Raw genomic sequence first — 22,802 nt, forward strand, 5'->3', positions numbered from 1 at the left:
GCAGCATGAGGTGCCAGGCCAAGGCGCAAGGGCGCAGACAGTACCTACGGTACGGCAAGCCCTTGCAACGCCGGCATGGCGCCTCAGGCCAGGAGAGCTTACATGCCCATGCCGCCCATGCCGCCCATTCCACCCATGTCAGGCATACCGCCGCCGCCAGCGGACTCAGCCTTGGGGGACTCAGACACCATGCACTCGGTGGTCAGCATCAGGGATGCCACAGACGCTGCGTTTTGCAGGGCTGTGCGTGTCACCTTGGTGGGGTCCAGAATACCCATTTCGATCATGTCGCCGTAGCTGTCGTTGGCAGCGTTGAAGCCGTAGTTGCCCTTGCCGTTCAACACGGCGTTCACCACCACCGAGGCTTCGCCACCGGCGTTGAACACGATCTCGCGCAGAGGCGCTTCGATGGCCTTCAACACCAGCTTGATACCGGCGTCCTGGTCGGCGTTGTCACCCTTGATGGCGCCAGCCGCTTGCTTGGCGCGCAGCAGAGCCACGCCACCACCAGCCACAATGCCTTCTTCCACAGCAGCGCGGGTAGCGTGCAGGGCGTCTTCCACGCGGGCCTTCTTTTCCTTCATTTCGACTTCGGTGGCAGCGCCAACCTTGATCACGGCCACACCGCCGGCCAACTTGGCCACGCGCTCTTGCAGCTTTTCACGGTCGTAGTCGGACGTGGCTTCTTCGATTTGCACACGCACTTGCTTCACGCGGGCTTCGATGTCAGCAGCGGCGCCGGTGCCGTCGATGATGATGGTGTTTTCCTTGCCCACTTCGATGCGCTTGGCTTGGCCCAGGTCGGCCAAAGTCACCTTTTCCAGGGTCAGGCCCACTTCTTCAGCGATAACCTTGCCGCCGGTCAGGATGGCGATGTCTTCCAGCATGGCCTTGCGGCGGTCGCCGAAGCCAGGCGCCTTCACAGCCACCACCTTCAGGATGCCGCGGATGGTGTTCACCACCAAAGTTGCCAGGGCTTCGCCTTCGACATCTTCAGCAATGATCAGCAGGGGACGGCCAGCCTTCGCAACTTGCTCCAGTGTGGGCAGCAGGTCGCGGATGTTGCTGATCTTCTTGTCGAACAACAGCACAAAGGGGTTGTCCAGCAAGGCAGCTTGCTTTTCGGGGTTGTTGATGAAGTAGGGGGACAGGTAGCCGCGGTCGAATTGCATGCCTTCCACGACATCCAGCTCGTTCTGCAGGGACTTGCCGTCTTCCACAGTGATCACGCCTTCTTTGCCCACTTTGTCCATCGCGTTGGCGATGATTTCGCCAATGGAGGAGTCAGAGTTGGCGGAAATGGAACCCACTTGGGCGATTTCCTTGGAGGTGGTGGTGGGCTTGGAGGCCTTCTTCAGCTCGGCGATCAGGGCTGTCACAGCCTTGTCGATACCGCGCTTCAGGTCCATGGGGTTCATGCCGGCAGCCACGTACTTCATGCCTTCGTGCACGATGGCTTGGGCCAGCACGGTAGCAGTGGTGGTGCCGTCACCGGCGTTGTCGGACGTCTTGGAAGCCACTTCCTTGACCATCTGCGCGCCCATGTTTTGCAGCTTGTCTTTGAGTTCGATTTCCTTGGCCACGGACACACCGTCCTTGGTCACGGTGGGGGCGCCGAAAGAGCGCTCCAGCACCACGTTACGGCCCTTGGGGCCCAGGGTCACTTTGACCGCGTTGGCCAAAATGTTCACGCCTTCAACCATGCGTGCGCGGGCTTCGCCGCCGAAAATTACGTCTTTTGCTGCCATGTTATGACTCCAAATTTAAGTGAAATATGCCGCTAGCCCGCATGGATATTGCGCGGCCAGCTATGAATTCAATAGTGCTTTAAGCCCGGTATTACTTGGACTCAACCACAGCAAACAAATCATCCTCTTTCATCACGAGGAGTTCGTCGCCGTCCACCTTCACGGTCTGGCCGGAGTACTTGCCGAACAACACGCGGTCGCCGACCTTCACGGTCAGGGCCTTGGTTTCGCCCTTGTCGTTGGTCTTGCCTGGGCCCACAGCCAGCACTTCGCCTTGGTCTGGCTTTTCAGCGGCGTTGTCAGGAATGTAGATGCCGGAAGCAGTCTTGGTTTCGCTTTCAACGCGCTTAACAATCACGCGGTCTGCCAGAGGACGCAGTTTCATGAGGAATCTCCTAGGGTTTGAAACAGAAAGGGAACAGGTGCCCACCTAAGGGTAAGCACACATGAACTTGTGGAAAGGGCGCTGTTAGCACTCCATCCCAACGAGTGCTAATGATAAGGCCTTTTGCCCCACTTTCAAGGGAGCGTGCCGCGAATGCCCTCACGGTACCGGGTCCTGCCTGCACCGCATTGCACCGTGCACGGGCATAAAAAAAGCGCCCCGCCAAGGGACGCTTTTTAAGGGAGGGGGCGGATGTTCAGACCGTCTGGCCGGCCAGGGCCGCGCGCTCTACGCGATCGGCCAGGGCATAGAGGTCTTGCGCAAAGTTGGGGTCCTTGGCCATCGCGTCGTCGGCCAGGGCACGCAGCTGACTGGCTTCGTCCAGTTCCACTGGGCTTACGGTTTGGCGCTGGAAGGCCGCTGCCCACAGCGCGCTGCTCAGTGTGCGTGCCGACACCAGCAGGTCGCGCAGTGCCTGTGCCACATTGGGCTGCTGGGCGGGGGCGAAATGGGGGGTACGTATTGCAGTGCTGGCCATGGGAAACCTCCAAAATGAACGATGTTGCACTGCAGTATAGGGTAAACCCTAGTCTCTCTCAAGTGGGGTGTTGTGTTCGCCGCACGGGCTGTGCGGGTATCCCGCAGGATGAAACTCGCAGCCTTGGGGCAGAATCGCCCGACTTGGGACGTGGGCCCCCGGCCCTTATTTTTCTGGAGAAATTGCCATGTTGTTGAAGAAGTTGTTGGTGTGGGGTCTGGTGTCTGCGGCGGCGGTGGGCGTAGCCCAGGCCCAGAATGCGGCCTACCCCAACAAATCGGTCCGCCTGATCATTCCCTTTCCTCCCGGCGGCGGCACCGACATCCTGTCCCGCCTGGTGGCGCAAAAGCTCACCGAGGCCAACAAATGGTCGATAGTGCCTGACAACCGCGCGGGCGCTGGCGGCACCATCGGCATCACCGAGGCGGTGAAGGCCGCCCCCACCGGCTATGACATCGTGATGGGCCAGAAGGACAACCTGGTGGTCGGCCCCTGGCTGTATGGCAACCTGCCCTGGGACCCGACCAAGGATCTGGTCGCCGTGGCCCATGTGGCGTACACCCCGGTGGTGATTGCCACCAGCGCCAATTCCAGGTTCAAGACCCTGGCCGATGTGGTGGCTGCTGCCAAGGCCACGCCCGACACCATCACCTACGGCTCGCCGGGGAATGGCACCACCATCCACTTGGCCGGTCATCTGTTTGAGAAGGCTGCCAATATCAATATCCGGCATATTCCCTACAAGGGCTCCAATCCGGCGTTGATGGACGCGCTGGCGGGCAATGTGGATTTGCTGGTGTCTTCCGTGCCCTCGGCCATGGCCCAGATCAAGGCCGGCAAGCTGCGCCCCCTGGCCGTCACCTCGGCTGCACGCAGCAGCTCGCTTCCCGATGTGCCCACGGTGGCGGAGTCGGGCTACAAGGACTTTGATGTGAGCACCTGGTACGGCCTGTTTGCCCCCGCCGGCACACCGGCTGCCGTGGTGACCACGCTGAACACCGAGGTCAACAAGTTGTTGGCCAACCCCGAAGTCAAGGCTGCCATCCAGGCCCAGGGTGCCGAGCCTGTGGCCATGAAGGTCGAGCAGTTCTCCACCCTGCTCAAGACCGACTACGCCAAGTGGAAGGGCATCGTCCAGGCCTCGGGCGCCAAGGTCGAGTAAGCCAAGGTCTGCAGGGATGCGCCGCGTGGCGTATTACAAATCGACCGCCGGGCGCATGGCGGCAGTTTTGACAAAACGCCAGCGCCCCAGCGCCATCGACAGCAGCATGGCCGCTGCCCCAGACGCGGCCACATAGGCCAGCGGTCGGACCCACTCTCCATCAAAGGCACCAAACAGGCTGGCCTTCACGGCGCGCACCACCCAGGTCATGGGCAACCAGGGGCTGATCTGGGTGAACAGGCCGCCGCTCAGTTCCACCGGCATCACGCCGCCCGACGAGGACAGCTGTACCGCCAGCAGCACCATGGCCATGGCCTTGCCCGCATCGCCAAAGGCCTTGGTCAGCAACAGCACCATGGCCAGAAAGCTCAGGCCGGATACCACCAATGTCAGCATAAAGGCCAGGCCGTTGGCCACATGCATGGTCAGCACCTGCTGTGCCGCAAACCCCAGCAGCAGCGCTTGCACCACCACCACCCCTGCGGGCAGGCCCATCTTGCCCAGCAGCTGCGCCGGGCGCGAGAAATGCTGGGCCCGCCGCGGCAGCGTGCGCACATGGATCAAAAAAGCCGCAATGCCTGCACCCAGCCACAAGGCAGCGGGCAGGATGTTGGGGGCAAAACCGCTGCCGCTGTTGGACACCGGGGCGCTGAGCTCCATCACCGGCTGCACCGAGCTGGCCATTCCGGCAGCACTGCCGCCCGGGGTGTCCAGCGCAGCGGGGAGGGAGTTGGCCAGCAGATCCAGCCCGCCCGAGAGGCCCTGAGAGCCAGCCCGGATTTTCTGCAGCCCGTCGGCCAGGGCGAAATTGCCGTTGGCCAGCGCACTGGCGCCCCGGTTCAGCTCATCCAGCTGGCTGTCTTCGGGCAGTTTGGCCACTGCAGTGCGAATGCCGCCATTGAGTGCGCGCATGCCGGTGGTGAGCGCGCCAACACCAACACTGACCTTGTCCGCGCCCTCGGCCAGCTGGCGTTGCGCATGGCCCGCGGTTTTGATGCCTTCGTCGAGCTGGTTGACGCCGTTGGCCAACTGGTTGGTGTTGTCTTTTACGCGGGTAGACACCAGCAGGCTACCGTTGGCCTCTTCTTGAAAACCCGCCACGCCTTCGCGAATTTTTTGCGAACCCACCTGCAGCTCGTCCATGCCGCGCGACAGCTCGTCGTGGCCCGCCGCCAGGCTCTCCGCCCCGGTTTTGAGGCGGTTGAGTTCGGAGTTGGGGGGGCGCCGAGCGTCCATGGTGCGCAGGCCTGCGCCCAGTTGGCGCATGCCATCGGTCAGTTGTTCCACTCCGTTTTGCAGCTTGCCCGCACCGCCCGAGAGCGTTTTTGCCGCGCTGGCGGTTTGTTCGCTGCCGGCCTTGAGCTGCACCGCGCCCAGGCGCAACTGCTCCACCCCTTGCCGGAGTTGCTCCACGCTGTGCTGGGAGCCAGCCGCGTTGCTCAGCACCAGGGCCCAGCGCCGCTCGTTCAGGCTCTCATTCACCTCGTGGCCCAGTTCGGTGGCGAACTGGCGGGCAATCACGGCGGTCTCGTAGTTGTTGCCTTCGGCGCTGTAGATCACCAGCTTGCCGCCACCCGGCTGTGCACCGGGAATGGCGTTGGAGCTGAAGTCTTTGGGAATGATGAGCGCAAAGGCCAGACTGCCCTGGCGCACCCGGTGCCGGGCTTCCTCGGCATCGTGCAGGTCCACATACCCAAACCGGTGGCTGCTGCGCAGCTTGGACACGACCTGCCAGCCCACGTTGAACACATGGTCGCGGTACTCCACCCCTTCGTCCAGATTCACCAAGGCGACGGTCAGTGACCGCGTGTTGGACGCCGGGTCCCACACGCTGGAGAGGTAGATCAGTGCGTAGAGCGCTGGCAGCAAGGCCACGGCCACGGCGGCCACCCGCATCTTGGGGTAACGCACAAACGCGCGCAGCTCGGTGCGCACGATGTAGGCGATTTGCTGCAAAGGTGTCATGTCTGGCGCGGTGGCTGGGCTGGTGCGGCGAACCACTGGTCCGGCGGCACCTGCTTGGGCGTTTGTGGGTCGGCAATGTACTGCGGCGACATGATTTGCACGCCGTAGGTGTTGAACACGTCCTGGATGTTGGCGTGCAGCGCACTCAGCAGAAGCGCCCGCGGGCGCGGCTCCGAGGGCACGGCCTGGCAGACCAGGCGGTACACCGGGTACCAGTCCGACAGTGCGGTCTGGAACACCTGGGGCTCGGGGGTGGTCAACACGCCTTCGGTGCGGGCGGCGGCCTCTTGCAGCATGGCGTGCACCTGTCGCCAAGGGGTGTCGTAGCCAATGGTGACCGTGGTGTCCAGCACATAACCTTCGCCTTGCACGGCACGTGAATAGTTTTTGGTGGTGCTGCCCAGGATGGTGGTGTTGGAGATGGTGACCTCTTCACCCAGGCCGGTGCGGATGCGGGTGGCAAACATGCCCACATCGGTCACCGTGCCTTCCTGGTCCGCAATGCGCACATACTCGCCGCGGCGAAACACCCGGCCGTAGGTCAGGATCAGGCCACTGGCGGCCTGCCCCACCAGGTTGGAGGCACCCAGCGAAATCATCAGGCCCACCAGCACCGACAGGCCCTTGAACGCCTCGGTCTGTGCGCCCGGCAAATAGGGGTAGGCCATGGCCAGCGCAAACAGCCAGACCACGGCGGTGGCAATGCGCCGGGTGGGCACGGCCACATCGGCGTCCAGCCAGGCCACGCTGTGTTGGCCTTGTTGGACGCGGTCGAAAAAGCGGTGCAGCATGCCGGTGGCGGCGCGCGCCAGGTAGAAGATCACCACCGCGGTGAACAGGCCCGGCACGGCGCCCACCATGGCGCCCCCTATCAGGCCCAGCAGATTGAGCAAATAGCTGTTGAGCGTTTCACCCCACACGCGGGTGAAGGGAAAACGCGCCAGCACAAAGCTCAGCCACTCGTACACCAGCAAGAGCAGCACCACGGCATAGGCGCCGTTGAGCAGCTTGCGCACTACCGCCGCAGCACGCTCGCGCTGCAGCAGCTCGATGCCGCCCCACTGCAGCTTGCGGGAATGCCACTCGGACAGCGTGACCAGGCGCCGCGCCAGTGCCGCATGGCCGCGCCGCAGCGCCCAGGCCAGCACCAGCGCCAGTGCGCTGGCCAGGGCCGACCAGCCCAGCGCCCACAGCAGGGCCTGCCAGTCACGCGCCTCGCGGCTCTCGGCGATCACCCGCTCCAGCGCCTGGGCCGCACGCTGGGCGCTGGCCTCCAGGCTTTCTTGCTGCAGCACATCCACATCGTCAGCCGTCACCACAAAGGTGGTGGCGCCATCAATCTGCACCAGCACCCCCATGGGCTCAGGCTTCTGGTCTACCCGGTGGGGCCCCGGGGCGTCGAGTTGTTCGCGCAGCCGGGCCGCAGCGCGCTGCGCGCGGTCGGAGGCGGAGACGCCGGACAAGCTGCTGCGAAAGGTGACTACCGGGCGGTTGAAGTAGTGCAGGGTATTGGCGGCATCCACCGCCGTGGCGGGGGGCGGGCTTGGCTCTGCTGCCACCCCGGAGCTGACGACAAACAGGCCCAGACAACAGGCAAAGAGAATGCGTTTCATGGTGAAAATCATTGTCGCTCAAGGCAGCCAATCCCGGGTTACCGGGCTGCAACAGCGGCGGCACGGCTGCGCCGTGCTGGACGCACTAAGGCGTGCTTTGCAAGTAACGCGCCACAAATCGGCGGTCGGCCCATTCCTTGAGCCAGCTGATGGGGCGGCCCTGGGCGCTGTAGGTGCCCCAGCCCGCTACCGCCTGCCGTGCCCCGCCAAAGAGCAGGTGCAGGGCATGCGCCTCGTTGCGGCTGGCGTGCAGGGTGCCGCCGGTGGTGGCGGCCGGCAGGTTGCGCGCCAGCGCCATGCTGTTGTCCGTCACGGCAAACACTTGCGGGTGGCTGGTGCTGCGCTGGTAGTCGTCGGTGATGATCCGGCCCTGGGGCGACAGGGCCAGCGCGCTTTGCGCCTGCCAGGCGGGCGTCTGCCCCTCAATGGCGAGCAGTGGCACATCACATGCCAGACGGGCGCCGCACCCCAAATGCACCTCGTCGGCTTTCAGGCCCACCGCGTTGTCATGCAGCACGGTGATGCGCTGGGCTTTCATGGTGGTGGTCAGGCGCTGCTGCAAGGGGCTGGGGGTGCTGGCACCATCGGCCAGCGGGCCGGCCACCAGCGTGACCGCGCTGTTGGGCAGCCGCTGGCGCACGGCCATGGCCAGCTCCATGGCGGCGGTGCCGGTGCCAATCACGGCCACGCGCAACGCACGTGTCTCGCCGAGTTCGCAAACGCGCGGCCACAGGGCGGCAAAGGTTTCCATGGGGTGCACAAACAGGCCGTGCTCGCGCGCACCGGGGATGTCGCGTTCAATCTGCTCGCGGTTTTGTATTTGGCCAGTGTTGACCGACAGCCAGTCGTAGTGCTGGGTGCTGCCGTCGTCCAACAGCAGGGTCTGGGTGGCGGCGTCCAGCGCCTTCACATTGCGTTGTAGCCAGCGAATGCCGGCGCGCCGGACCAGCGGCTCCAGCGGGATGGCACATTCGTCCAGCGCGTAGTGACCGGCCACAAAGCCGGGCAACATGCCGGGGTAAATGCTGCGCGGGTGGGGCGCCACCAAAATGATGCGCATCTCGGCCAGCGGGTGGGCGGCCAGGTTGGCCAGCACCTGCAAATTGGCCATGCCACCCCCCAGCAAGACCAGTTGGCGCGGCTGGTAACCACGCGCATCGCCATGCGGCACCGAGTCCACATGGTTCTTGAGATGCGCAGCCAGAGCGTTCATGCTGCTATTGTTTCATGAGTAGCAGGTCTTTGACAAACCCCAGGCTGGCGCTACCGGTGTTGTCGGAATCGGCGCCCAGCACAATCGCCAGCAGCGGCGGCACGGTGTCGGTTTCGTCGCCAAAACTGGCCAGAAAGTCAGCCTGCAAATCGCGCCGCTGGCCGTGCCATTGGCCCAGGGCATCCGAGCCGCTGGCGAGGATGTGCAGGCGCACGCGGCCCGTGTAGGCGTTGGCCAGCAGGGTGCCGGTCGGCAAGGTGGTGTCCCACACATAACACAGCGTGGCGCCGGGCAGGGCCTCACCGCTCACGCGGCGCGCCAGACGCAGCAGGTTGCGCTCCACAAAGGGGATTTTTTCCAGCGGCAGGTCAAACAGGGCACAGACCTTGAGTGCGGCATCGTCACCGTCCTTGCGCCGCAGGTTGGTCGCGGCCAAGGGCTGGTCCAGACGCCACCGCCATTGCAGAAAGCGGGCACCGGCACCGGGTGGCACGGCATGGCTGACCGTGCCATAACTCTTGTCGCTGCGCAGGCGCAGCACCGACTGGCCATCGAGCGGGGTGATGTCGGGCGCCAGCAGCGGCACCTTTTTGCCCGGCAGGCCCACCACGCGCCAGGGCGCGGGCGGCGCGCCTTCTGGGGCCCCCGCAAAGGGCTGCAGCAAGGGTGGCTCGGGTGCTTGCGCCCAGGATTCAGCGCCCGCCATTGCCCACAAAAATGCATAAATAATGCCTCTAGCCCTTGTGGAATATGCGCGAGCAGCTATTGAAAACATAGCGTTACAGGGCCACCACCACCGGCGCTTCTCCGGCTGGCAGGGCCTGTACCCGGCCAATGGCGCAGGCAGCGGTGTAGCCCTGCGCGTGCAGCGCCGCCAGGCAGGCAGTGGCCTGCGCCGCGGGCACGCTGGCCAGCAGGCCGCCGGCGGTTTGCGGGTCCACCAGCAGCGGCCAGCGCGCGTGGGCCATGGCGTGCGCTGCGTTTTGCACCACATGCTGCTGGCGCGCATTGGCGCCGTGCAAGGAGCTCAGCAGGCCTTGCTGCACACAGTCCAGCGCGCCATCCAGCAGGGGCAGGGCGTTGACGTCCAGCAGCACCTGCACGCCGCTGGGGCGCGCCATTTCCACCGTGTGGCCGATCAGGCCAAAGCCGGTCAGGTCGGTGCAGGCCGTGGTACCAAAGCTGCGCAGGGTGTGTGCCGCCGCTTGGTTGCTGTGCACCATGCTGTGCAGGGCGGCCTGTACCCAGCGCCCGGTGGCCGCCGCGCGGCCGTGGGCAGCAAACAGGGCGCCGGTGCCGATCGGTTTGGTCAGCAGCAGCACGTCGCCCGGCTGCATGCCGCCTTTGCGCAACACGCCAGTCATCTGTCCGTTGGCATCGGTCTCCACCAGGCCGTTCACCGCAAAACCCAGCGCCAGCTCGGCCCCTTCACCGCTGTGGCCGCCAATGAGGGTGCAGCCCGCAGCGTTGAGCACCTGCACCGCACCGGCCATCATCTGGCGCAGCGTGGCCTCCACCTGCCGGTCGACACCCGGGGGCACGGTGGCAATGGCGGTGGCCGTGTGCGGCTGCGCGCCCATGGCAAACAGGTCGCCCAGCGCGTGGTTGGCGGCGATCTGGCCGAAGACAAACGGATCGTCCACAAAGGCGCGGAAAAAGTCCACGCTGTGCACCAGCGCCCGGCCGGGCGGCACGCGCACCACGGCGGCGTCGTCCGGGCTGTCCAGACCCAGCAGCACATCGGGGTTGGGCGCCACCCACAGGTCTTGCAGCGCGCGCGACAGCACACTGGCCCCCACCTTGGCGCCGCAGCCGCCGCAGCGCATGGCCACGGCGGCCTGGGCTTGTTGGGACTCTTCCGCCGATAGCTGAAGGGCGGCGGGTGCTGCGGGCACCGACGGTGCCGCCATGCCTGGCAAACCATCCGCTCCCTGCACACTGAAGCGTTGCATGAAGCGCCGGTCTATCCAATCCTTCCAGCGCCAGACCCAGGCACCCGCAAAGCCGATGGCGCCGCGCGAGGCGACGGCATAGCGGTCGCCGGTGCTGATCAGCGCCAGCCAGCGGCGCTGCGGGCGGTAGGGCTGCAGCGGCAGGCCTTGCACCGCGCGCTGCAGATTGCGCGCCAGTGGCATGCCCATGCGCACGGCAAACACGCCGGCTTTCTCCAGCGCGAAGTTCTCCATGGCCGCCACATCGCCCGCCGCAAACACGCGCGGGTCGGTGATGCTTTGCAGCGTGTCGTGCAGGCGGATGCAGCGGTGCGCATCCAGCGCCAGGCCCGTGCCCTGCAGCCAGGCGCCGCCGCCCGCCTGGGTGACCCAGAGCACTTCGTCGGCAGCAAACCAGCTGCCCTGGGCGCTGCGCAGGCGCCCGGCCTGCACTTCGGCAATGGCGGTGTGCGGGTGCACGTGTACACCGCGTTGCGCCAATACCCGTGCAAAGCGGCTGCGCACACCGGTGTTGTGGGTGGGCAGCAAGCCCTCGGAGGTGAACAGGTGGAACTGCAAGGCTTCGGCATCGCGCCCGGCGGCCTGCAGCACAGCGCGTAGCCGGTACTGCATGGACAGGCACAGCTCCACCCCGCCCGCGCCACCACCGACGATGGCGACGTGCAACGGGCCCTGGTGCTGTTCCACCCGCGCCAGCAGCGCGAGCCAGCGCTGCTGAAAGCCGGTGATGGGCTTGACCGGCACCGCATGCGCGGCCGCACCCACCACCTGCATTTGGGGGGTAGAGCCGGTGTTGATAGAGACCACGTCGTAGTCGATGTCGGGCCGGCCGCGCAGCTGCACGGTGCGGGCTTCGCGGTTGAGCCCGGTGACTTCGGCCTGGATGAAACGCGCACCGGTGGCAGCACACAGGCGGCACAGGTCGATGTGCACGTCGTCATAGCGGTAGTGGCCCGCCACATAGCCGGGCAGCATGCCGGAGTAGGGCGTGTGTGCATCGGTGCAAATGAGGGTGAGGCGCACACCGGGCAGCGGGTGCATTGCGAAATGGTGCAGCACGCCCACATGGCTGTGGCCGCCGCCCACCAGCACAATGTCGCGGACGATGGGGGAGGCGGGAGTTTGCATAGGCGTGGATTGTGCCGGGTTGGGGGGCTGGTTTCAGCGCCGGGCCGCCCCAAGCGGAAACGCGCCCCCTCGGGGGGCAGCGACCCGCGCAGCGGCGGAGCGTGGGGGCACTATTTCAGCCGCGTTTCCAGTCGTGGAACTTGCGCACCCATTCCAACAGCTGGTGCGGCTGGTGCGCACGCTTCCATTCACCGGCTGCGTATTTGTTGGCTTCGGCCAGCGTGGGGTAGGTGTGGATGGTGCCCAGAATTTTGTTCAGGCCCAGCCCGTGTTTCATGGCCAGCACGTACTCGGCCAGCAGGTCGCCTGCGTGGGTGCCCACAATCGTCACCCCCAGAATCTTGTCTTTGCCCGGCACGGTCAGCACTTTCACAAAGCCGTGGGCCTCGCTGTCCGCAATGGCGCGGTCCAGGTCGTCGATGCCGTACTTCGTCACCTCGTAGGCAATGCCTTGCTCCTTGGCGTCTTGCTCGTTGAGGCCCACACGTGCCACCTCGGGGTCAATGAAAGTGGCCCAGGGGATGACGGCGTAGTCGGCCTTGAACTTCTTGAAGTCGCCAAACAGCGCATTCACCGCGGCATACCAGGCCTGGTGCGCCGCGGTGTGGGTGAACTGGTAGGGCCCGGCCACATCGCCCGCCGCATAGATGTTGGGGTAGATGGTTTGCAGGTACTCGTTGGTTTGCACCGTCTTGTGGGTGGGGATGCCCAGCTCTTCCAGGCCATAACCCGTGAGCCGCGCACTGCGGCCCACGGCGCATAACAACTGGTCAAAGGCAATGCGCTTTTCCACCCCGGCGTGCTCCACCACCAGCACTTTTTCGCCGTCGACCTTTTCGCAGCGCAAGGCCTTGTGGCTGGTGAGCAGGTCCACACCATCGGCGCGCAGGGCTGCGGCTGCGAGCTCCGATACCTCCAGGTCTTCCCGCGCCATGATGCGGGCTGCCATCTCTACCTGGGTGACGTGTGAGCCCAGCCGCGCAAAGCTTTGCGCCAACTCGCAACCAATCGGCCCGCCGCCCAGCACCACCAGGCGCCTAGGCACCTCGTCCAGCTTGGCGAATTCGTCCCATAGGGTGTCGCTGGTCACATAACCCACTTCATCCAGGCCCGGCAGCGGCGGCACGAAAGGGCGGGCACCCGCGGCGATGACGATGCTGCGTGTGGTCAGGGTTTGTTTACCGCCGTCATTCAGTGCAATCTCCACCGTCCACGGGTTGATGATTTTTGCGTGGCCCTGCAGCACCTCCACGCCCAGGCCGGTGTAACGCTCCACGCTGTCGTGCGGCGCGATGGCTGCAATCACGTCGTGGATGCGCTGCATCACTTTTTTGAATGAAAAGAGTGCCTGGCCCCTGTCCTCTGTGCGCAAGCTGCTATGCAAACCATAGCGCTCTGCATGCTGCATCTGGTGGGCCAACTTGGCGCTCTTGATCAGCGCCTTGCTCGGCACACAGCCGTAGTTCAGGCAGTCGCCGCCCATCTTGTGCGCCTCGACCAGTGTGACCTTGGCTTTGACGGCGGCGGCAATGTAGGCCGACACCAGCCCGCCCGCGCCACCCCCGATGACGACGAGGTTGCGGTCAAACGACTTGGGGCGCACCGCATTCCAGCGGGCGTAGACCTGGCGTTTCTGGAGGTAGTTCATGGCAGCCTTTGCAAGTAGGGGGAACACACCCAGCAGCACCAGCGCGCCCAGTAGGCCGGGGCTGGCTACGTCCTGCAGGCTGTGGATGTCGGCCAGCTGTGTGCCCGCGTTCACATACACCGCGGTGCCCGCCAGCATACCCAGCTGGCTGACCCAGTAAAAGGTCCAGGTGCGCAGCGTGGTCAGGCCCATGGCCAGGTTGATCACAAAAAACGGCACCACGGGAATCAGGCGCAGACTGAACAGGTAGAGCGCGCCCTCGCGCTCTACCCCGGCGTTGATGTCGGCCAGGCGTTTGCCAAAGCGGGCCTGTACCCCATCGCGCAGCACAAAGCGCGCGGCCAGGAACGACAAGGTGGCGCCGATGCTGGAGGCAAACGACACCAGCAGCAAGCCCCAGCCCAGGCCAAAAATGCCGCCGCCGGCCAGCGTGACAATCGCCGCACCGGGCAGGGACAGGCCGGCCACGGCCACATAAATGGCAAAGTACGCAGCCCGCACCGTCCACGGCTGTTCGGCATACAGGGCCGCAAACGCCGCCTGGCTGGACTGCAGGTAGTCCAGCTTCAAGAAGCGGCCCAGGTCCAGCCCCACAAACGCGGCAATGGCCGCGGCCACCACCGCCAGCAGCACCAGTTTGGACAGCTTCATTGGAAGGTTCTCCAGCCCCACCAGATGCGGGTGACGATGGTGATGCCGCACAAGGCGGCAAAGGCATAGGCCAGCGTGGCAAAGTGCGCGGGCCACAGGCACATGGCCACAAAGAAGGCCAGTGTTTCGGTGGCCTCGGTCAGCCCGCCCAAAAAGTAGAACGATTTGCCCGGTGTGGCCAGGTCTTGCAGCCCGCGTTTGGCAGCCAAGGTCGCAAAGGCCAAAAAGCTGCTGCCCGTGCCCATGAAGGCGGCCAGCAGCAGCGCTGCAGGCAGGGCGTTGTTGGCCGGGTCGGCCACGGCAAAGGCCAGCGGAATGCTGGCGTAAAACAAAAAGTCCAGCGTGATGTCCAGAAAGCCGCCCGCATCGGTGGCCTGCGTCTGGCGGGCCACGGCACCGTCCAGTCCGTCGCACAGTCTTGAAGCCAAAATGGCCGCAGCGCCCATGGGATATGCGCCACTAGCTATCAAAATTGCAGCGCACAGGCCCAGGCCAAAACCCAGCAAGGTGACGGTGTTGGCCCCCAGCCCGGCGCGCACCAACAGGCGGGCCGTGGCTGTGATGGGCGGGCGGATCAGGGGGATGGCGTAGCGGTCGAGCATGGCGTGCAGTCTAGGCGACGCGCTTGGCGTCTGCCGGTTGGTCGCACAAAGCCGGGGTTTCTTACAGGGGGCTTGGCGGGCGCAGCTGGGTCAGGCACTGCGGGTCGGCCACATCGGCGGCGTCGTGTGTGACCAGCAGGGCCGGAATCTGGCGGCTTTGCACCAGGCCAAACACCAGCGTGCGCATGCGGCCGCGCAGCGCGGCGTCCAGCTTGGAAAACGGTTCGTCCAGCAGCAGGGCGCGCGGTTGGGCCAGCAGCGCACGCGCCAGTGCCACGCGGGCACGCTGGCCCCCCGACAGGGTGGCCGGGTTGGCGTGCAAAAAAGCGCCCATTTCCACATCGGCCAGTGCGGCCAACACCGCCGCCTCGCGCACGGGCTGCGGCCCGGCGGGCACGGCAAACAGCAGGTTCTCACGCACCGTCATGTGGGCGAACAGCAGGTCTTCCTGGAACAGGATGCCGACCTTGCGCGCCTGGGTGGGCAGGGTGTCAATGCGCTGGCCGTTCAACGTCACTTCGCCGTTCCACTGCAGGGCCTCGTCCAGCGTGCCGCACACGGCGGCCAGCACACTGCTTTTGCCGGAGCCGCTGTCGCCCATCAGCGTGTGCACGGTGCCGGGGGCCACGTGCAGGTCCAGACCCTGCACCAGGGAGGTGGTGGGCGTGGCCAGCTGGGTGATGCGGATGTGCAGGCTCATGGGCTGGGGGCAATACAAATGCGGCCTTGTGCGTCCACCACCACCGGGATCGGCAGCAGGCCCACACCCTCACATTCGCCGCCCGCGCAGGTGCCATCGCTCCAGCGGTAGCGTGCGTAGTGCACATTGCAGCTGAGGCTGGTGTGGGCTTGAAAAATCAGCTGGTCTTGCCGCGCGGCCAGCGGTACACCAAAGTGGGCGCAGCGGTTCACATAGGCCTTGACCTCGGCGCCGCTGCGCAGCAGCAGGTAGCGGAAGCCGTGGCCCGGTGTTCCGGTGGACGGCGGCAGTTCCTGCATCAGGGCCTGGCCATCCGCCACGGCTGGAAGCGTGCCCAGCACCGTGCCGGGGGCCGGGGCGTGGGGCACTTGATGCCAGTGTTGCGGGTCGGGCGGAGGCGTGCTCACAGGGCGGGCCGGGTGGGTTGGGGCTTTGCATGATAGCCCTGGCGGGTTGCGCCATTGAAGGCCGCTATGGGTAGCTTAAAAATATTGATGTTTATATGTTCATAGTGAATGGCTAACATCTAGCCTTCCTCCAAGTTTGCCCACTGTTCGCGTTTTCAGAGTCCTGCCCATGCCTAGCACCACCACCACCGCCTCCACCTGGTCCCAGTCCCTGAGCGCCCACGCCCGTGCCCACCCGCTGGCGCTGGCCGGACTCGGTGTGGCGTTGCTGGGCTTGCTGGCGCTGTGGGCCCAGGGTGGCGTGCTGCCTGCGGGGCAGAGCAATCCGTTTGTCACTTGGGCGCTCTTGGGTGGCACGGCGGGCTTGGTGGCCACCACGGTGGGGGCCTTGCCTGCCTTGCTGTTTGGCAGCCTGCAGCAAAAGACCGAAGACGTGATGCTCGGCCTGGCCGCCGGCATGATGCTGGCCGCGGCGGCTTTCTCGCTGCTCTTGCCGGGTATTGCTGCCGGGCGCGAGCTAACTGGTAATGCGGGTTTGGGCGCGGGTCTGGTAGTGCTGGGCATGGCCCTGGGGGTGTTGCTGATGCTGGGGCTGGACGCCTTTACGCCGCATGAACATGACAGCAGCGGCCCCTGCGGCCCCGGCTACGCGCGCTGCAACCGCGTGTGGCTGTTTGTGTTTGCCGTGGCCATCCACAACCTGCCCGAGGGCATGGCGGTGGGCGTAGCGTTTGCGCAGGGCGACATGGGCGTGGGCCTGCCGCTGGCTACGGCCATTGCCTTGCAAGACATTCCCGAAGGCCTGGCCGTGGCCATGACGCTGCGCTCCATTGGCACCCCGGCCTGGAAGGCCGTGGGCATTGCTGCCCTGGGCGCACTGCTGGAGCCGCTGGGTGCGTTGGTGGGCATCAGCCTGGTGGGCAGCTCCGCGCTGGCCTACCCAGTGGGCCTGGGCTTGGCCGCGGGCGCCATGCTGTTTGTGGTGTCGCATGAGGTGATACCCGAGACCCACCGCAACGGCCACCAGACCGCAGCCACCCTGGGCCTGATGGCCGGCTTTGCGCTGATGATGGTGCTGGACACCACGCTGGGTTAAGCCCAGCCTCCCGCATCGTCTAAAACCGGCGTGCCCGCCCCAGCCGTGCGGCCAGCGCAAACACCAGCACCGGCAGCAGCCACTGCAGCCAGGCAAAGGCCGCGGTGAGCGAGCGCTGCCCACCGGCGGCCAGGTTCAGGGCTTCCGTGGTGACCGTGGCAAAACGTCCCGCGCCCACATAGAGCGTGGGCAGGTACTGCGCCACGCTCACCGCAAACCCAATCGCCGCGCTGGCGGCCAGCGCGCTGCGTAAGAGCGGCCATTTCACGCGCAGCAAAAACACCGCATGGCCATGGCCCAGGCTGGCGCTCACGTGGCGCAGGCGGGGGTCAAACCCTTGATAAGGGCCTTGCAGCGCTATCAGCACATAAGGCAGTGCGGCCAGCGTGTGCGCCAGCCACAGGCCCATACCCGTGGTGTCCAACCCCCAGGCCAGGCTGAGCCGGTGCAGGCCCACCACCCACAGCACCGCGGGCAACACCAGCGGCAGCATGAGCAGGGGCCGTGCCCGCAGTTGCCAGTGCGCTGGCGCCCACTCCAGCCACGCCACGGCCCACAGCAGCGCGGCACCGCTGCTGGCCAGTGCCAGCCACACCGTGGTCCACAGGGTGCTGCTGCTGCGGGCTACGCCTTGCCAGGCGACCCAAGTGAAGGCCTCGGGCAGCAGCTGCGGAAACGGCCAGGGCCCGATCACACTGCCCAGCAGCAGCGCCAGCATCACCGCGCCGTACAGCGCCGCCAGCCAGGCCAGTGCCGTGGGCCTACCTGCCGTGGGCGTGCGGCCTGTGTGCTCAGCTACACCACGCGTCCAGCGCTGGCGTCTCCAGGGCGTGTGCAGCAGCCCCCAAGCCAGCGTGGCGCACAGGGCCAGCACCGCAGCCAGCAGCCAAGCCGCGGCGGCACCTTGTGCGTTGCGCATCGGGTCGGCATCTTGCAGCCACTGCCAGGCCAGCACGGCCAGTGTGGGCGGTGTACTGGGGCCTATGAGCAGCGCTACGTCTACCACCGTGAGCCCGTAGGCCAGCACCGCCAGCAAGGGCGCGGCCAGGCGCGGCAGCAGCTGCGGCCAGCCCACGCGCCACCAGGCGGCAGAGGCACCGTAGCCCAGCGTGTGCGCCAGGCGCAGCTCCTGCTGCAGTCGGCGCGCCACATCGGGCCGCTGCAGGTGGGCCAGTGCAGCCCACAGCAAAAACGGAATCTCCTTGCACACCAGCACCGCCATCAGGCCCAGGCCCCAGGGGTCTTGGGTGGTCGGCCAGGGCGGGGGCGTAGTGAGGCCGGTGGCCCAGGGCGACAACAAGCGCAGCAGCCAGCCACTGGGCGCCAGCAGGGCCAGCAGCCCAATGGCAAAGGCCGCGTGCGGCACGGCCAGCAGGGGCGAGAGCAGGCGCGTGAGCCGGTTGCCCTGTGCCGTGCTGTGCAGCCGCCCCACGGTGGCGGCCAATATCCACGCGGTAGCCGCGGTGGCCAAGAGCGTGGAGGCCACGCCCGTCCACACACTGGCGCCCAGTGCTGCCAGGGTGTGTGGTGCATGGGCCAGCGCGGCCCAGCCCGCTGCATCCAGTCCGGCGGCCACGGCGCCCCACAGGCTCCAGCCCAGCGGCAGCAGCACGGCCAGCAGCAGCGCAAGGGCTACGGGGTGGCTGTGGGTGGGGGGGGCATGCTGCATGGGTAAATAGTAGTCAAATTGGTCTGCAGCCCATATGGAGTGTGCGCAAGAAGCTATTAAAAATATAGCATTCAAACGCACTGCGATAGGCGCTTTCTCTGCGCTGCATCAATGTACGGTGCACGACAGTTGAACACGATAGAAGCTGTCATTGTCGGATGTTCCCTTACACATCTTCAGGAGAAAACCATGCGTTTACAAGGCAAGAGCATTCTGGTTACGGGCGGTGCCAGTGGCATTGGTCTGGCCACGGTAGAGCGTTGTTTGCAAGAGGGCGCCAATGTGGTGATGGCCGACCTGGCCAGCTCCCAGGGGGCCAGGCTTGCAGACGCGCTGGCCCAGCAACATGGCGGTCGCTGCCGTTTTCTGGCGGCCGACATGGCGTCCACGCCCCAAGTCGATCAGCTCATCGCCGACACGGTCACTGCCTTTGGTCGCCTGGACGGTGTGTTCAACAACGCGGGCATTGGCGGCCTGAGCCCGGCCGACGCGTACACCGACGAAGACTTCCTGCGCATCATCGACATCAACCTGATGGGCGTGTTCCGCGTGGCACGCGCTGCGTTGCGCCCGATGTATGGGCAGGGCAGCGGCAGCATCGTCAACTGCGCGTCCATCCTCGGGGTGTTTGGCCAGAGCATGACGGCAGCCTACTCTGCGGCCAAGGGTGGTGTGGTGAACCTGACACGCACCCTGGCGCTGGAGGCGGCGGCCAAGGGCGTGCGGGTGAACTCGGTCGGGCCCGGCTACATCGACACGCCCTTGCTCGCCGGGCTGGACCCCGCCATGAAACAAGGGCTGATTGCCCTGCACCCCATTGGGCGCCTGGGGCGGTCCGAAGAGGTGGCCAACCCGGTGCTGTTTTTGCTGAGTGACGAGGCCAGCTTCATCACCGGCGCCAACCTGCTGGTGGATGGCGGCTTTACGGCCGGAAAGTCCTAGGCCGTTGCCCCCTGGTAGCTGGCGCGAAACGCGCGCGGCGTCATGCCCTTGCGCTGCAGAAACTGGCGGTTGAAGTGCGCCAGCGTGCCGTAGCCCACGTCGCTGGCAATCACCTTGATGGGCCGCGAAGTGTTGATCAGCAACTGGCAGGCCTGGCCGATGCGCAGCTGGCCCACGTAGTCCAGCACCGTCATGCCGGTGTGGCGTTTGAAGAAGCGGTGGAAGGCGCCGACCGACATGGCCACCTCCGCGGCCAAGGCCGGGGCTGACACGGTGTCCGTCGGCTGCGCATGCAGGCGGTGCAGGATCTTGCCGATGCGTGCCCCCACCTTGTCGCCCGCGGGCGTGTAGGCGTGGGTGGCCAGCGGGCGTGCCTCTGCATCTTTGGACAGCAGCGTGAGGATGTGCAGCAGCGTGGGCAGGCGCAGCGCCGGCTCTTGCGCCTGCAGCGCGAGGATCAGCGGCTGCACCTGCGCACGCGCCGCATCCGAGAACTTGAGCCCCCGTCCGGCCTGGGCCGACAGGGTGTGCAGTGCCGTCAGCTCGGGCCAACTGGCCAAGGCACGCTCCAGCCAGTCGGTGCTGAACCACATCACCACGGCCAGCATGGGCAGGCTGGCATCGGGCCGCTCGGTGGCGGCCCAGGTGTGGGGCTGGTTGGGGCCGGTGAGCACCAGGTCGCCGGAGGCAAAGTCTTCCAGGCTGTCGCCTACATAACGCTGGCCCTGCGCGTTCAGCGTCAGGGTCAGCTCGAACTCGGGGTGGTAGTGCCAGAGAAACGGCAGCTCGGGCAGCTCGCGCCACAACAGGCTCCAGGACTCGCCCACCGGTACGGTGACTTGTTCAAACTGCGGTTTCATGACCTTGGGTGGATTGAATTGGTCAGAATCGTACCAGTCTTGGGCAGTCCGCAGGTACCGCCAAGGCACGTCCGTTTCCACAATTCCCTACGTCAAAACAACACGCAGGAGACCGACATGAACGACCGTTACCGCTACGGCGACCAACGCCCGGGCAACCCCACCCTCTCGTACACCGCCAGCGAACAGCTGCGCGACATTCAAAAGCAACTGCCGCTGCGCGTGTTGTCCGAAGCCGACTTTGCGCACTGGCAGACCTATGGCTATGTGGTCATCAAACAAGCCATCCCGGCCGAGCAGGTGAAGGCCACTACCGATTTCCTGTGGGCGTTCCAGGACTGGGACCCGAAAGACCCCAGCACCTGGAACCGTGCCGAGCTGCGCGGCCACGAGATGAAAGAACTCAACGGCTCGGGCATGGTGGAGACCTACCAGCACCAGACCTTGTGGAACAACCGACAGACGCCGCGCGTGTACGACGCGTTTGTGGACATCTGGGACCGCGAAGACCTGTGGGTCAGCATCGACCGCGCCAACCTCAACACACCCAACCGCGGCGCGCGCCAGTTCACTGGCTTTATCCATTGGGACGCCGACACCACGCTGGACCCGTTGCCCGTCAACGTGCAGGGCGTGCTGGCCTTGTCGGACACCAGTCCGGAGAGTGGCGGTTTCCAGTGCATCCCCGAGCTGTTCAAACACTTCAACGAATGGCGCAAGACCGCACCCGCGGACCGCAACCCCTGGCGCCCCGATGTGGACAGTCTGCCGTGGCCGGTGCAGTTCATTGCCATGCAGGCGGGCGACCTGCTGATCTTCAACAGCCTGCTGGCCCACGGCATCCGCCCCAACACGTCAGACCACCGGGTGCGCGCTGCGCAGTACATCGCCTTCACCCCCGCCAACGAGGGGGACACCATGCTGCGCGATGCGCGCGTGACATCGTGGCGCGAACGTGAAGCTCCGCAGGGCTACGCCTTTCCGGGCGACCCGCGGGAGTGGGAAAAGAAGAAGTACCCCACCGCCACACTCACCCCGCTAGGCGAGCGCATTCTGGGGCTGGCCGACTGGAGTTAAGCGCTCTGCACACAAGCCACCTGAGAGTTCGGGTGACTGGGTGTTCTGCGCAGGTCAAGGAGGAGGCCGAAGGCCGGGGGACACGGAGCAGAACGCCCAGTCACCCGGACTCTCGGCCCCGAACAATGGCTTTCAGCCCCTCAGGTGATCTTGAACACGGTGAGCACCTTCTTGCCGCCCACCTTTTCTTCAAAGGCGGACCACTGCTTGATGCCTTTGACAAGCACCGTGTTGCTCACATCCTTGACGGGCTGTTTGGCTTTGAGTTTGGTGGTGACCCAGTCCTGCACATGGGGCAGCAGCGGGCCTTGCTCGCCGGTGGGGATCAGCAGCAGTTTGCCGGCCACGGTGCCGGCGGGGGTGACTTTCAATTCGGTAGCGGGCATGGTGATTTATACGTCAAGGCTTCAGAGGGTTGCCAGTTCAGGTGCCCGGTACACCAGCACCTTGAGCGCACGCTCGGGTGCGACATCGGCAAACGCGGGCGGGTTGGGCAGGCGTTGCACCAACGTCAACTCCGGTGCCTGCTCTTGCATATGGGTTTGCAGAAAAGTGGTGTCCAGCTCGGGCGCATTCAGGCACACCAGCGCGTGGCCACCGGGGGCCAGCAGCTCGGGCAGGCGGCGTACCAGGCGGGCGTAGTCTTTGGTGGCCACAAAGCTGCCTTTTTGGTAGCTGGGCGGGTCCAGCACGATGAGGTCATACGGCCCGCCGCGGGTGATCTTGCCCCAGGTCTTGAAGATGTCGTGTGCCAGAAAACTGGCGCCGGTGTTGAAGCCGTTGAGCCGGTGGTTTTGCTGGCCAATGGCCAGCGCGCCCTGGCCCATGTCCACGTTCACCACCTGCTTGGCGCCCGCCTGCAGTGCCACCACCGAGAAGGCGCAGGTGTAGGCAAACAGATTGAGCACCTTGAAGGCATAGGTCTTGGGGTGCGCGGCCACATGGGTTCGCACCCAGCGCCGGCCCTCGGCCATGTCCAGGAACAGGCCATGGTTTTGCCCGCGCAGCACATGCACCTTGTACTGCGTGCCGTCTTCCGACACCACATGTGGCTCGGGCACGGCACCGGCCATCAGCCGCGTTTCCGCGTGGCCCTCGGCCCGGCACTGGAACACCCAGTTCAGCGGCTGCTTGGGCACCAGCTGCGCCCAGCGTGCCGCTAACGCCGTGCCAATGGTGTCAAGGCTGGCTGCATCCACTGGCGCAAAGCTGGTGAGCACCCACACGGGCGGATACAAGTCCAGCGCCCACTGTTCGCAGCCAGGGTGCAGGCCGCCGCGGCCATGGAAGAGGCGCTGGGCATCAAGGGGCAGTTCCATCGTGGCGATGGTGTGGAGCAGGGCTTGCACAGGTGGGTGGGTCACTCAGAAAAGGTTGCCAAGTGTATGCAGGGGTTTGCGCGTTGTGCCGTGTGGGGTGCCAATCGGTCGCACAAATTTTTACAGG

At 65.5% G+C, this 22,802-nt stretch carries 20 protein-coding genes; 4 read left to right on the forward strand and 16 right to left on the reverse strand.

The genetic code is table 11. The features are described from left to right. Positions 1-98: 98 nt before the first annotated feature. From groL to AC3WS7_RS11010, 3 genes are all read right to left on the reverse strand, one after another. On the reverse strand, positions 99-1,748 hold the full coding sequence (gene groL, locus AC3WS7_RS11000; RefSeq protein WP_492656373.1) for a chaperonin GroEL: 1,650 nt from the start codon (positions 1,746-1,748) through the stop codon (positions 99-101). Between the two features lie 91 nt (positions 1,749-1,839). Next, positions 1,840-2,133 (reverse strand): co-chaperone GroES, encoded by a 294-nt coding sequence (gene groES, locus AC3WS7_RS11005; RefSeq protein WP_094477374.1) that lies wholly within the window; start codon positions 2,131-2,133, stop codon positions 1,840-1,842. Positions 2,134-2,389: 256 nt separating this feature from the next. Next, positions 2,390-2,671, reverse strand: coding sequence for a hypothetical protein (locus tag AC3WS7_RS11010; RefSeq protein ID WP_296468802.1), 282 nt, complete (start codon positions 2,669-2,671; stop codon positions 2,390-2,392). 187 nt (positions 2,672-2,858) lie between these two features. Between AC3WS7_RS11010 and AC3WS7_RS11015 the strand changes: the two genes are divergently transcribed. Further along, positions 2,859-3,833, forward strand: a complete 975-nt coding sequence (locus AC3WS7_RS11015; RefSeq protein WP_492656374.1) for a Bug family tripartite tricarboxylate transporter substrate binding protein — start codon at positions 2,859-2,861, stop codon at positions 3,831-3,833. Positions 3,834-3,866: 33 nt separating this feature from the next. On the opposite strand, the gene AC3WS7_RS11020 is transcribed toward AC3WS7_RS11015, so the two are convergent. The 9 genes from AC3WS7_RS11020 to AC3WS7_RS11060 form a co-directional block, all read right to left on the reverse strand. Then, on the reverse strand, positions 3,867-5,798 hold the full coding sequence (locus tag AC3WS7_RS11020; RefSeq protein ID WP_492656375.1) for a YhgE/Pip domain-containing protein: 1,932 nt from the start codon (positions 5,796-5,798) through the stop codon (positions 3,867-3,869). Beyond that, positions 5,795-7,411 carry a mechanosensitive ion channel family protein gene (locus AC3WS7_RS11025; protein ID WP_492656376.1) on the reverse strand — a complete coding sequence of 539 codons (1,617 nt, stop codon included), beginning with the start codon at positions 7,409-7,411 and terminating at the stop codon, positions 5,795-5,797. The genes AC3WS7_RS11020 and AC3WS7_RS11025 overlap by 4 nt, the downstream gene beginning before the upstream one ends. An 85-nt stretch (positions 7,412-7,496) precedes the next feature. Further along, positions 7,497-8,624 carry an FAD-dependent oxidoreductase gene (locus AC3WS7_RS11030; RefSeq protein WP_296468811.1) on the reverse strand — a complete coding sequence of 376 codons (1,128 nt, stop codon included), beginning with the start codon at positions 8,622-8,624 and terminating at the stop codon, positions 7,497-7,499. 4 nt (positions 8,625-8,628) lie between these two features. Next, the gene (locus tag AC3WS7_RS11035; RefSeq protein WP_492656377.1) at positions 8,629-9,330 is read right to left on the reverse strand and encodes a DUF3047 domain-containing protein; all 702 of its coding nucleotides are present in this window, start codon (positions 9,328-9,330) and stop codon (positions 8,629-8,631) included. A 73-nt stretch (positions 9,331-9,403) separates the two neighbouring features. Beyond that, positions 9,404-11,704 (reverse strand): selenide, water dikinase SelD, encoded by a 2,301-nt coding sequence (gene selD / locus AC3WS7_RS11040; RefSeq protein WP_296468814.1) that lies wholly within the window; start codon positions 11,702-11,704, stop codon positions 9,404-9,406. Positions 11,705-11,819: 115 nt separating this feature from the next. Beyond that, the gene (locus AC3WS7_RS11045) at positions 11,820-14,003 is read right to left on the reverse strand and encodes a dihydrolipoyl dehydrogenase family protein (protein ID WP_492656378.1); all 2,184 of its coding nucleotides are present in this window, start codon (positions 14,001-14,003) and stop codon (positions 11,820-11,822) included. Beyond that, positions 14,000-14,605 (reverse strand): CDP-alcohol phosphatidyltransferase family protein, encoded by a 606-nt coding sequence (locus AC3WS7_RS11050; protein ID WP_492656379.1) that lies wholly within the window; start codon positions 14,603-14,605, stop codon positions 14,000-14,002. The genes AC3WS7_RS11045 and AC3WS7_RS11050 overlap by 4 nt, the downstream gene beginning before the upstream one ends. Before the next feature lie 61 nt (positions 14,606-14,666). Continuing rightward, positions 14,667-15,305 carry an ATP-binding cassette domain-containing protein gene (locus AC3WS7_RS11055; protein ID WP_492656380.1) on the reverse strand — a complete coding sequence of 213 codons (639 nt, stop codon included), beginning with the start codon at positions 15,303-15,305 and terminating at the stop codon, positions 14,667-14,669. Further along, positions 15,302-15,712: a Rieske (2Fe-2S) protein gene (locus AC3WS7_RS11060; RefSeq protein WP_492656381.1), complete on the reverse strand. Its 411-nt coding sequence runs from the start codon at positions 15,710-15,712 to the stop codon at positions 15,302-15,304. Before AC3WS7_RS11060 ends, AC3WS7_RS11055 begins: the two co-directional genes overlap by 4 nt. Positions 15,713-15,881: 169 nt before the next feature. On the opposite strand from AC3WS7_RS11060, the gene AC3WS7_RS11065 reads away from it, so the two are divergent. After that, positions 15,882-16,808, forward strand: a complete 927-nt coding sequence (locus AC3WS7_RS11065) for a ZIP family metal transporter (protein WP_492656382.1) — start codon at positions 15,882-15,884, stop codon at positions 16,806-16,808. Between the two features lie 19 nt (positions 16,809-16,827). Here AC3WS7_RS11065 and AC3WS7_RS11070 read toward each other — a convergent pair whose 3' ends face one another. Beyond that, the gene (locus AC3WS7_RS11070; protein WP_492656383.1) at positions 16,828-18,477 is read right to left on the reverse strand and encodes an ABC transporter permease family protein; all 1,650 of its coding nucleotides are present in this window, start codon (positions 18,475-18,477) and stop codon (positions 16,828-16,830) included. A 189-nt stretch (positions 18,478-18,666) separates the two neighbouring features. Between AC3WS7_RS11070 and AC3WS7_RS11075 the strand changes: the two genes are divergently transcribed. Then, positions 18,667-19,419, forward strand: coding sequence for an SDR family NAD(P)-dependent oxidoreductase (locus tag AC3WS7_RS11075; RefSeq protein WP_296468828.1), 753 nt, complete (start codon positions 18,667-18,669; stop codon positions 19,417-19,419). On the opposite strand, the gene AC3WS7_RS11080 is transcribed toward AC3WS7_RS11075, so the two are convergent. Beyond that, complete coding sequence (locus tag AC3WS7_RS11080) at positions 19,416-20,279, reverse strand: helix-turn-helix domain-containing protein (protein ID WP_296468830.1); 864 nt, start codon at positions 20,277-20,279, stop codon at positions 19,416-19,418. The genes AC3WS7_RS11075 and AC3WS7_RS11080 overlap by 4 nt on opposite strands. 117 nt (positions 20,280-20,396) lie before the next feature. Here AC3WS7_RS11080 and AC3WS7_RS11085 point away from each other — a divergent pair, with 117 nt between their 5' ends. Continuing rightward, the gene (locus AC3WS7_RS11085; protein ID WP_492656384.1) at positions 20,397-21,356 is read left to right on the forward strand and encodes a phytanoyl-CoA dioxygenase family protein; all 960 of its coding nucleotides are present in this window, start codon (positions 20,397-20,399) and stop codon (positions 21,354-21,356) included. Positions 21,357-21,496: 140 nt separating this feature from the next. On the opposite strand, the gene AC3WS7_RS11090 is transcribed toward AC3WS7_RS11085, so the two are convergent. Next, positions 21,497-21,742, reverse strand: a complete 246-nt coding sequence (locus tag AC3WS7_RS11090) for a hypothetical protein (RefSeq protein ID WP_296468834.1) — start codon at positions 21,740-21,742, stop codon at positions 21,497-21,499. Positions 21,743-21,763: 21 nt separating this feature from the next. Next, complete coding sequence (locus tag AC3WS7_RS11095) at positions 21,764-22,705, reverse strand: class I SAM-dependent methyltransferase (RefSeq protein WP_492656542.1); 942 nt, start codon at positions 22,703-22,705, stop codon at positions 21,764-21,766. Positions 22,706-22,802: the final 97 nt, after the last annotated feature.

The sequence above is a fragment of the Rhodoferax sp. EU05-FHT12H12 genome, assembly GCF_058791215.1.

What these genes read in the sequence shown, in the direction of transcription:
- groL (WP_492656373.1), bottom strand. Translation starts at nt 1,748, where the DNA reads ATGGCAGCAAAAGACGTAATTTTCGGCGGCGAAGCCCGCGCACGCATG.
- groES (WP_094477374.1), bottom strand. Translation starts at nt 2,133, where the DNA reads ATGAAACTGCGTCCTCTGGCAGACCGCGTGATTGTTAAGCGCGTTGAA.
- AC3WS7_RS11010 (WP_296468802.1), bottom strand. Translation starts at nt 2,671, where the DNA reads ATGGCCAGCACTGCAATACGTACCCCCCATTTCGCCCCCGCCCAGCAG.
- AC3WS7_RS11015 (WP_492656374.1), top strand. Translation starts at nt 2,859, where the DNA reads ATGTTGTTGAAGAAGTTGTTGGTGTGGGGTCTGGTGTCTGCGGCGGCG.
- AC3WS7_RS11020 (WP_492656375.1), bottom strand. Translation starts at nt 5,798, where the DNA reads ATGACACCTTTGCAGCAAATCGCCTACATCGTGCGCACCGAGCTGCGC.
- AC3WS7_RS11025 (WP_492656376.1), bottom strand. Translation starts at nt 7,411, where the DNA reads ATGAAACGCATTCTCTTTGCCTGTTGTCTGGGCCTGTTTGTCGTCAGC.
- AC3WS7_RS11030 (WP_296468811.1), bottom strand. Translation starts at nt 8,624, where the DNA reads ATGAACGCTCTGGCTGCGCATCTCAAGAACCATGTGGACTCGGTGCCG.
- AC3WS7_RS11035 (WP_492656377.1), bottom strand. Translation starts at nt 9,330, where the DNA reads ATGGCGGGCGCTGAATCCTGGGCGCAAGCACCCGAGCCACCCTTGCTG.
- selD (WP_296468814.1), bottom strand. Translation starts at nt 11,704, where the DNA reads ATGCAAACTCCCGCCTCCCCCATCGTCCGCGACATTGTGCTGGTGGGC.
- AC3WS7_RS11045 (WP_492656378.1), bottom strand. Translation starts at nt 14,003, where the DNA reads ATGAAGCTGTCCAAACTGGTGCTGCTGGCGGTGGTGGCCGCGGCCATT.
- AC3WS7_RS11050 (WP_492656379.1), bottom strand. Translation starts at nt 14,605, where the DNA reads ATGCTCGACCGCTACGCCATCCCCCTGATCCGCCCGCCCATCACAGCC.
- AC3WS7_RS11055 (WP_492656380.1), bottom strand. Translation starts at nt 15,305, where the DNA reads ATGAGCCTGCACATCCGCATCACCCAGCTGGCCACGCCCACCACCTCC.
- AC3WS7_RS11065 (WP_492656382.1), top strand. Translation starts at nt 15,882, where the DNA reads ATGCCTAGCACCACCACCACCGCCTCCACCTGGTCCCAGTCCCTGAGC.
- AC3WS7_RS11070 (WP_492656383.1), bottom strand. Translation starts at nt 18,477, where the DNA reads ATGCAGCATGCCCCCCCCACCCACAGCCACCCCGTAGCCCTTGCGCTG.
- AC3WS7_RS11075 (WP_296468828.1), top strand. Translation starts at nt 18,667, where the DNA reads ATGCGTTTACAAGGCAAGAGCATTCTGGTTACGGGCGGTGCCAGTGGC.
- AC3WS7_RS11080 (WP_296468830.1), bottom strand. Translation starts at nt 20,279, where the DNA reads ATGAAACCGCAGTTTGAACAAGTCACCGTACCGGTGGGCGAGTCCTGG.
- AC3WS7_RS11085 (WP_492656384.1), top strand. Translation starts at nt 20,397, where the DNA reads ATGAACGACCGTTACCGCTACGGCGACCAACGCCCGGGCAACCCCACC.
- AC3WS7_RS11090 (WP_296468834.1), bottom strand. Translation starts at nt 21,742, where the DNA reads ATGCCCGCTACCGAATTGAAAGTCACCCCCGCCGGCACCGTGGCCGGC.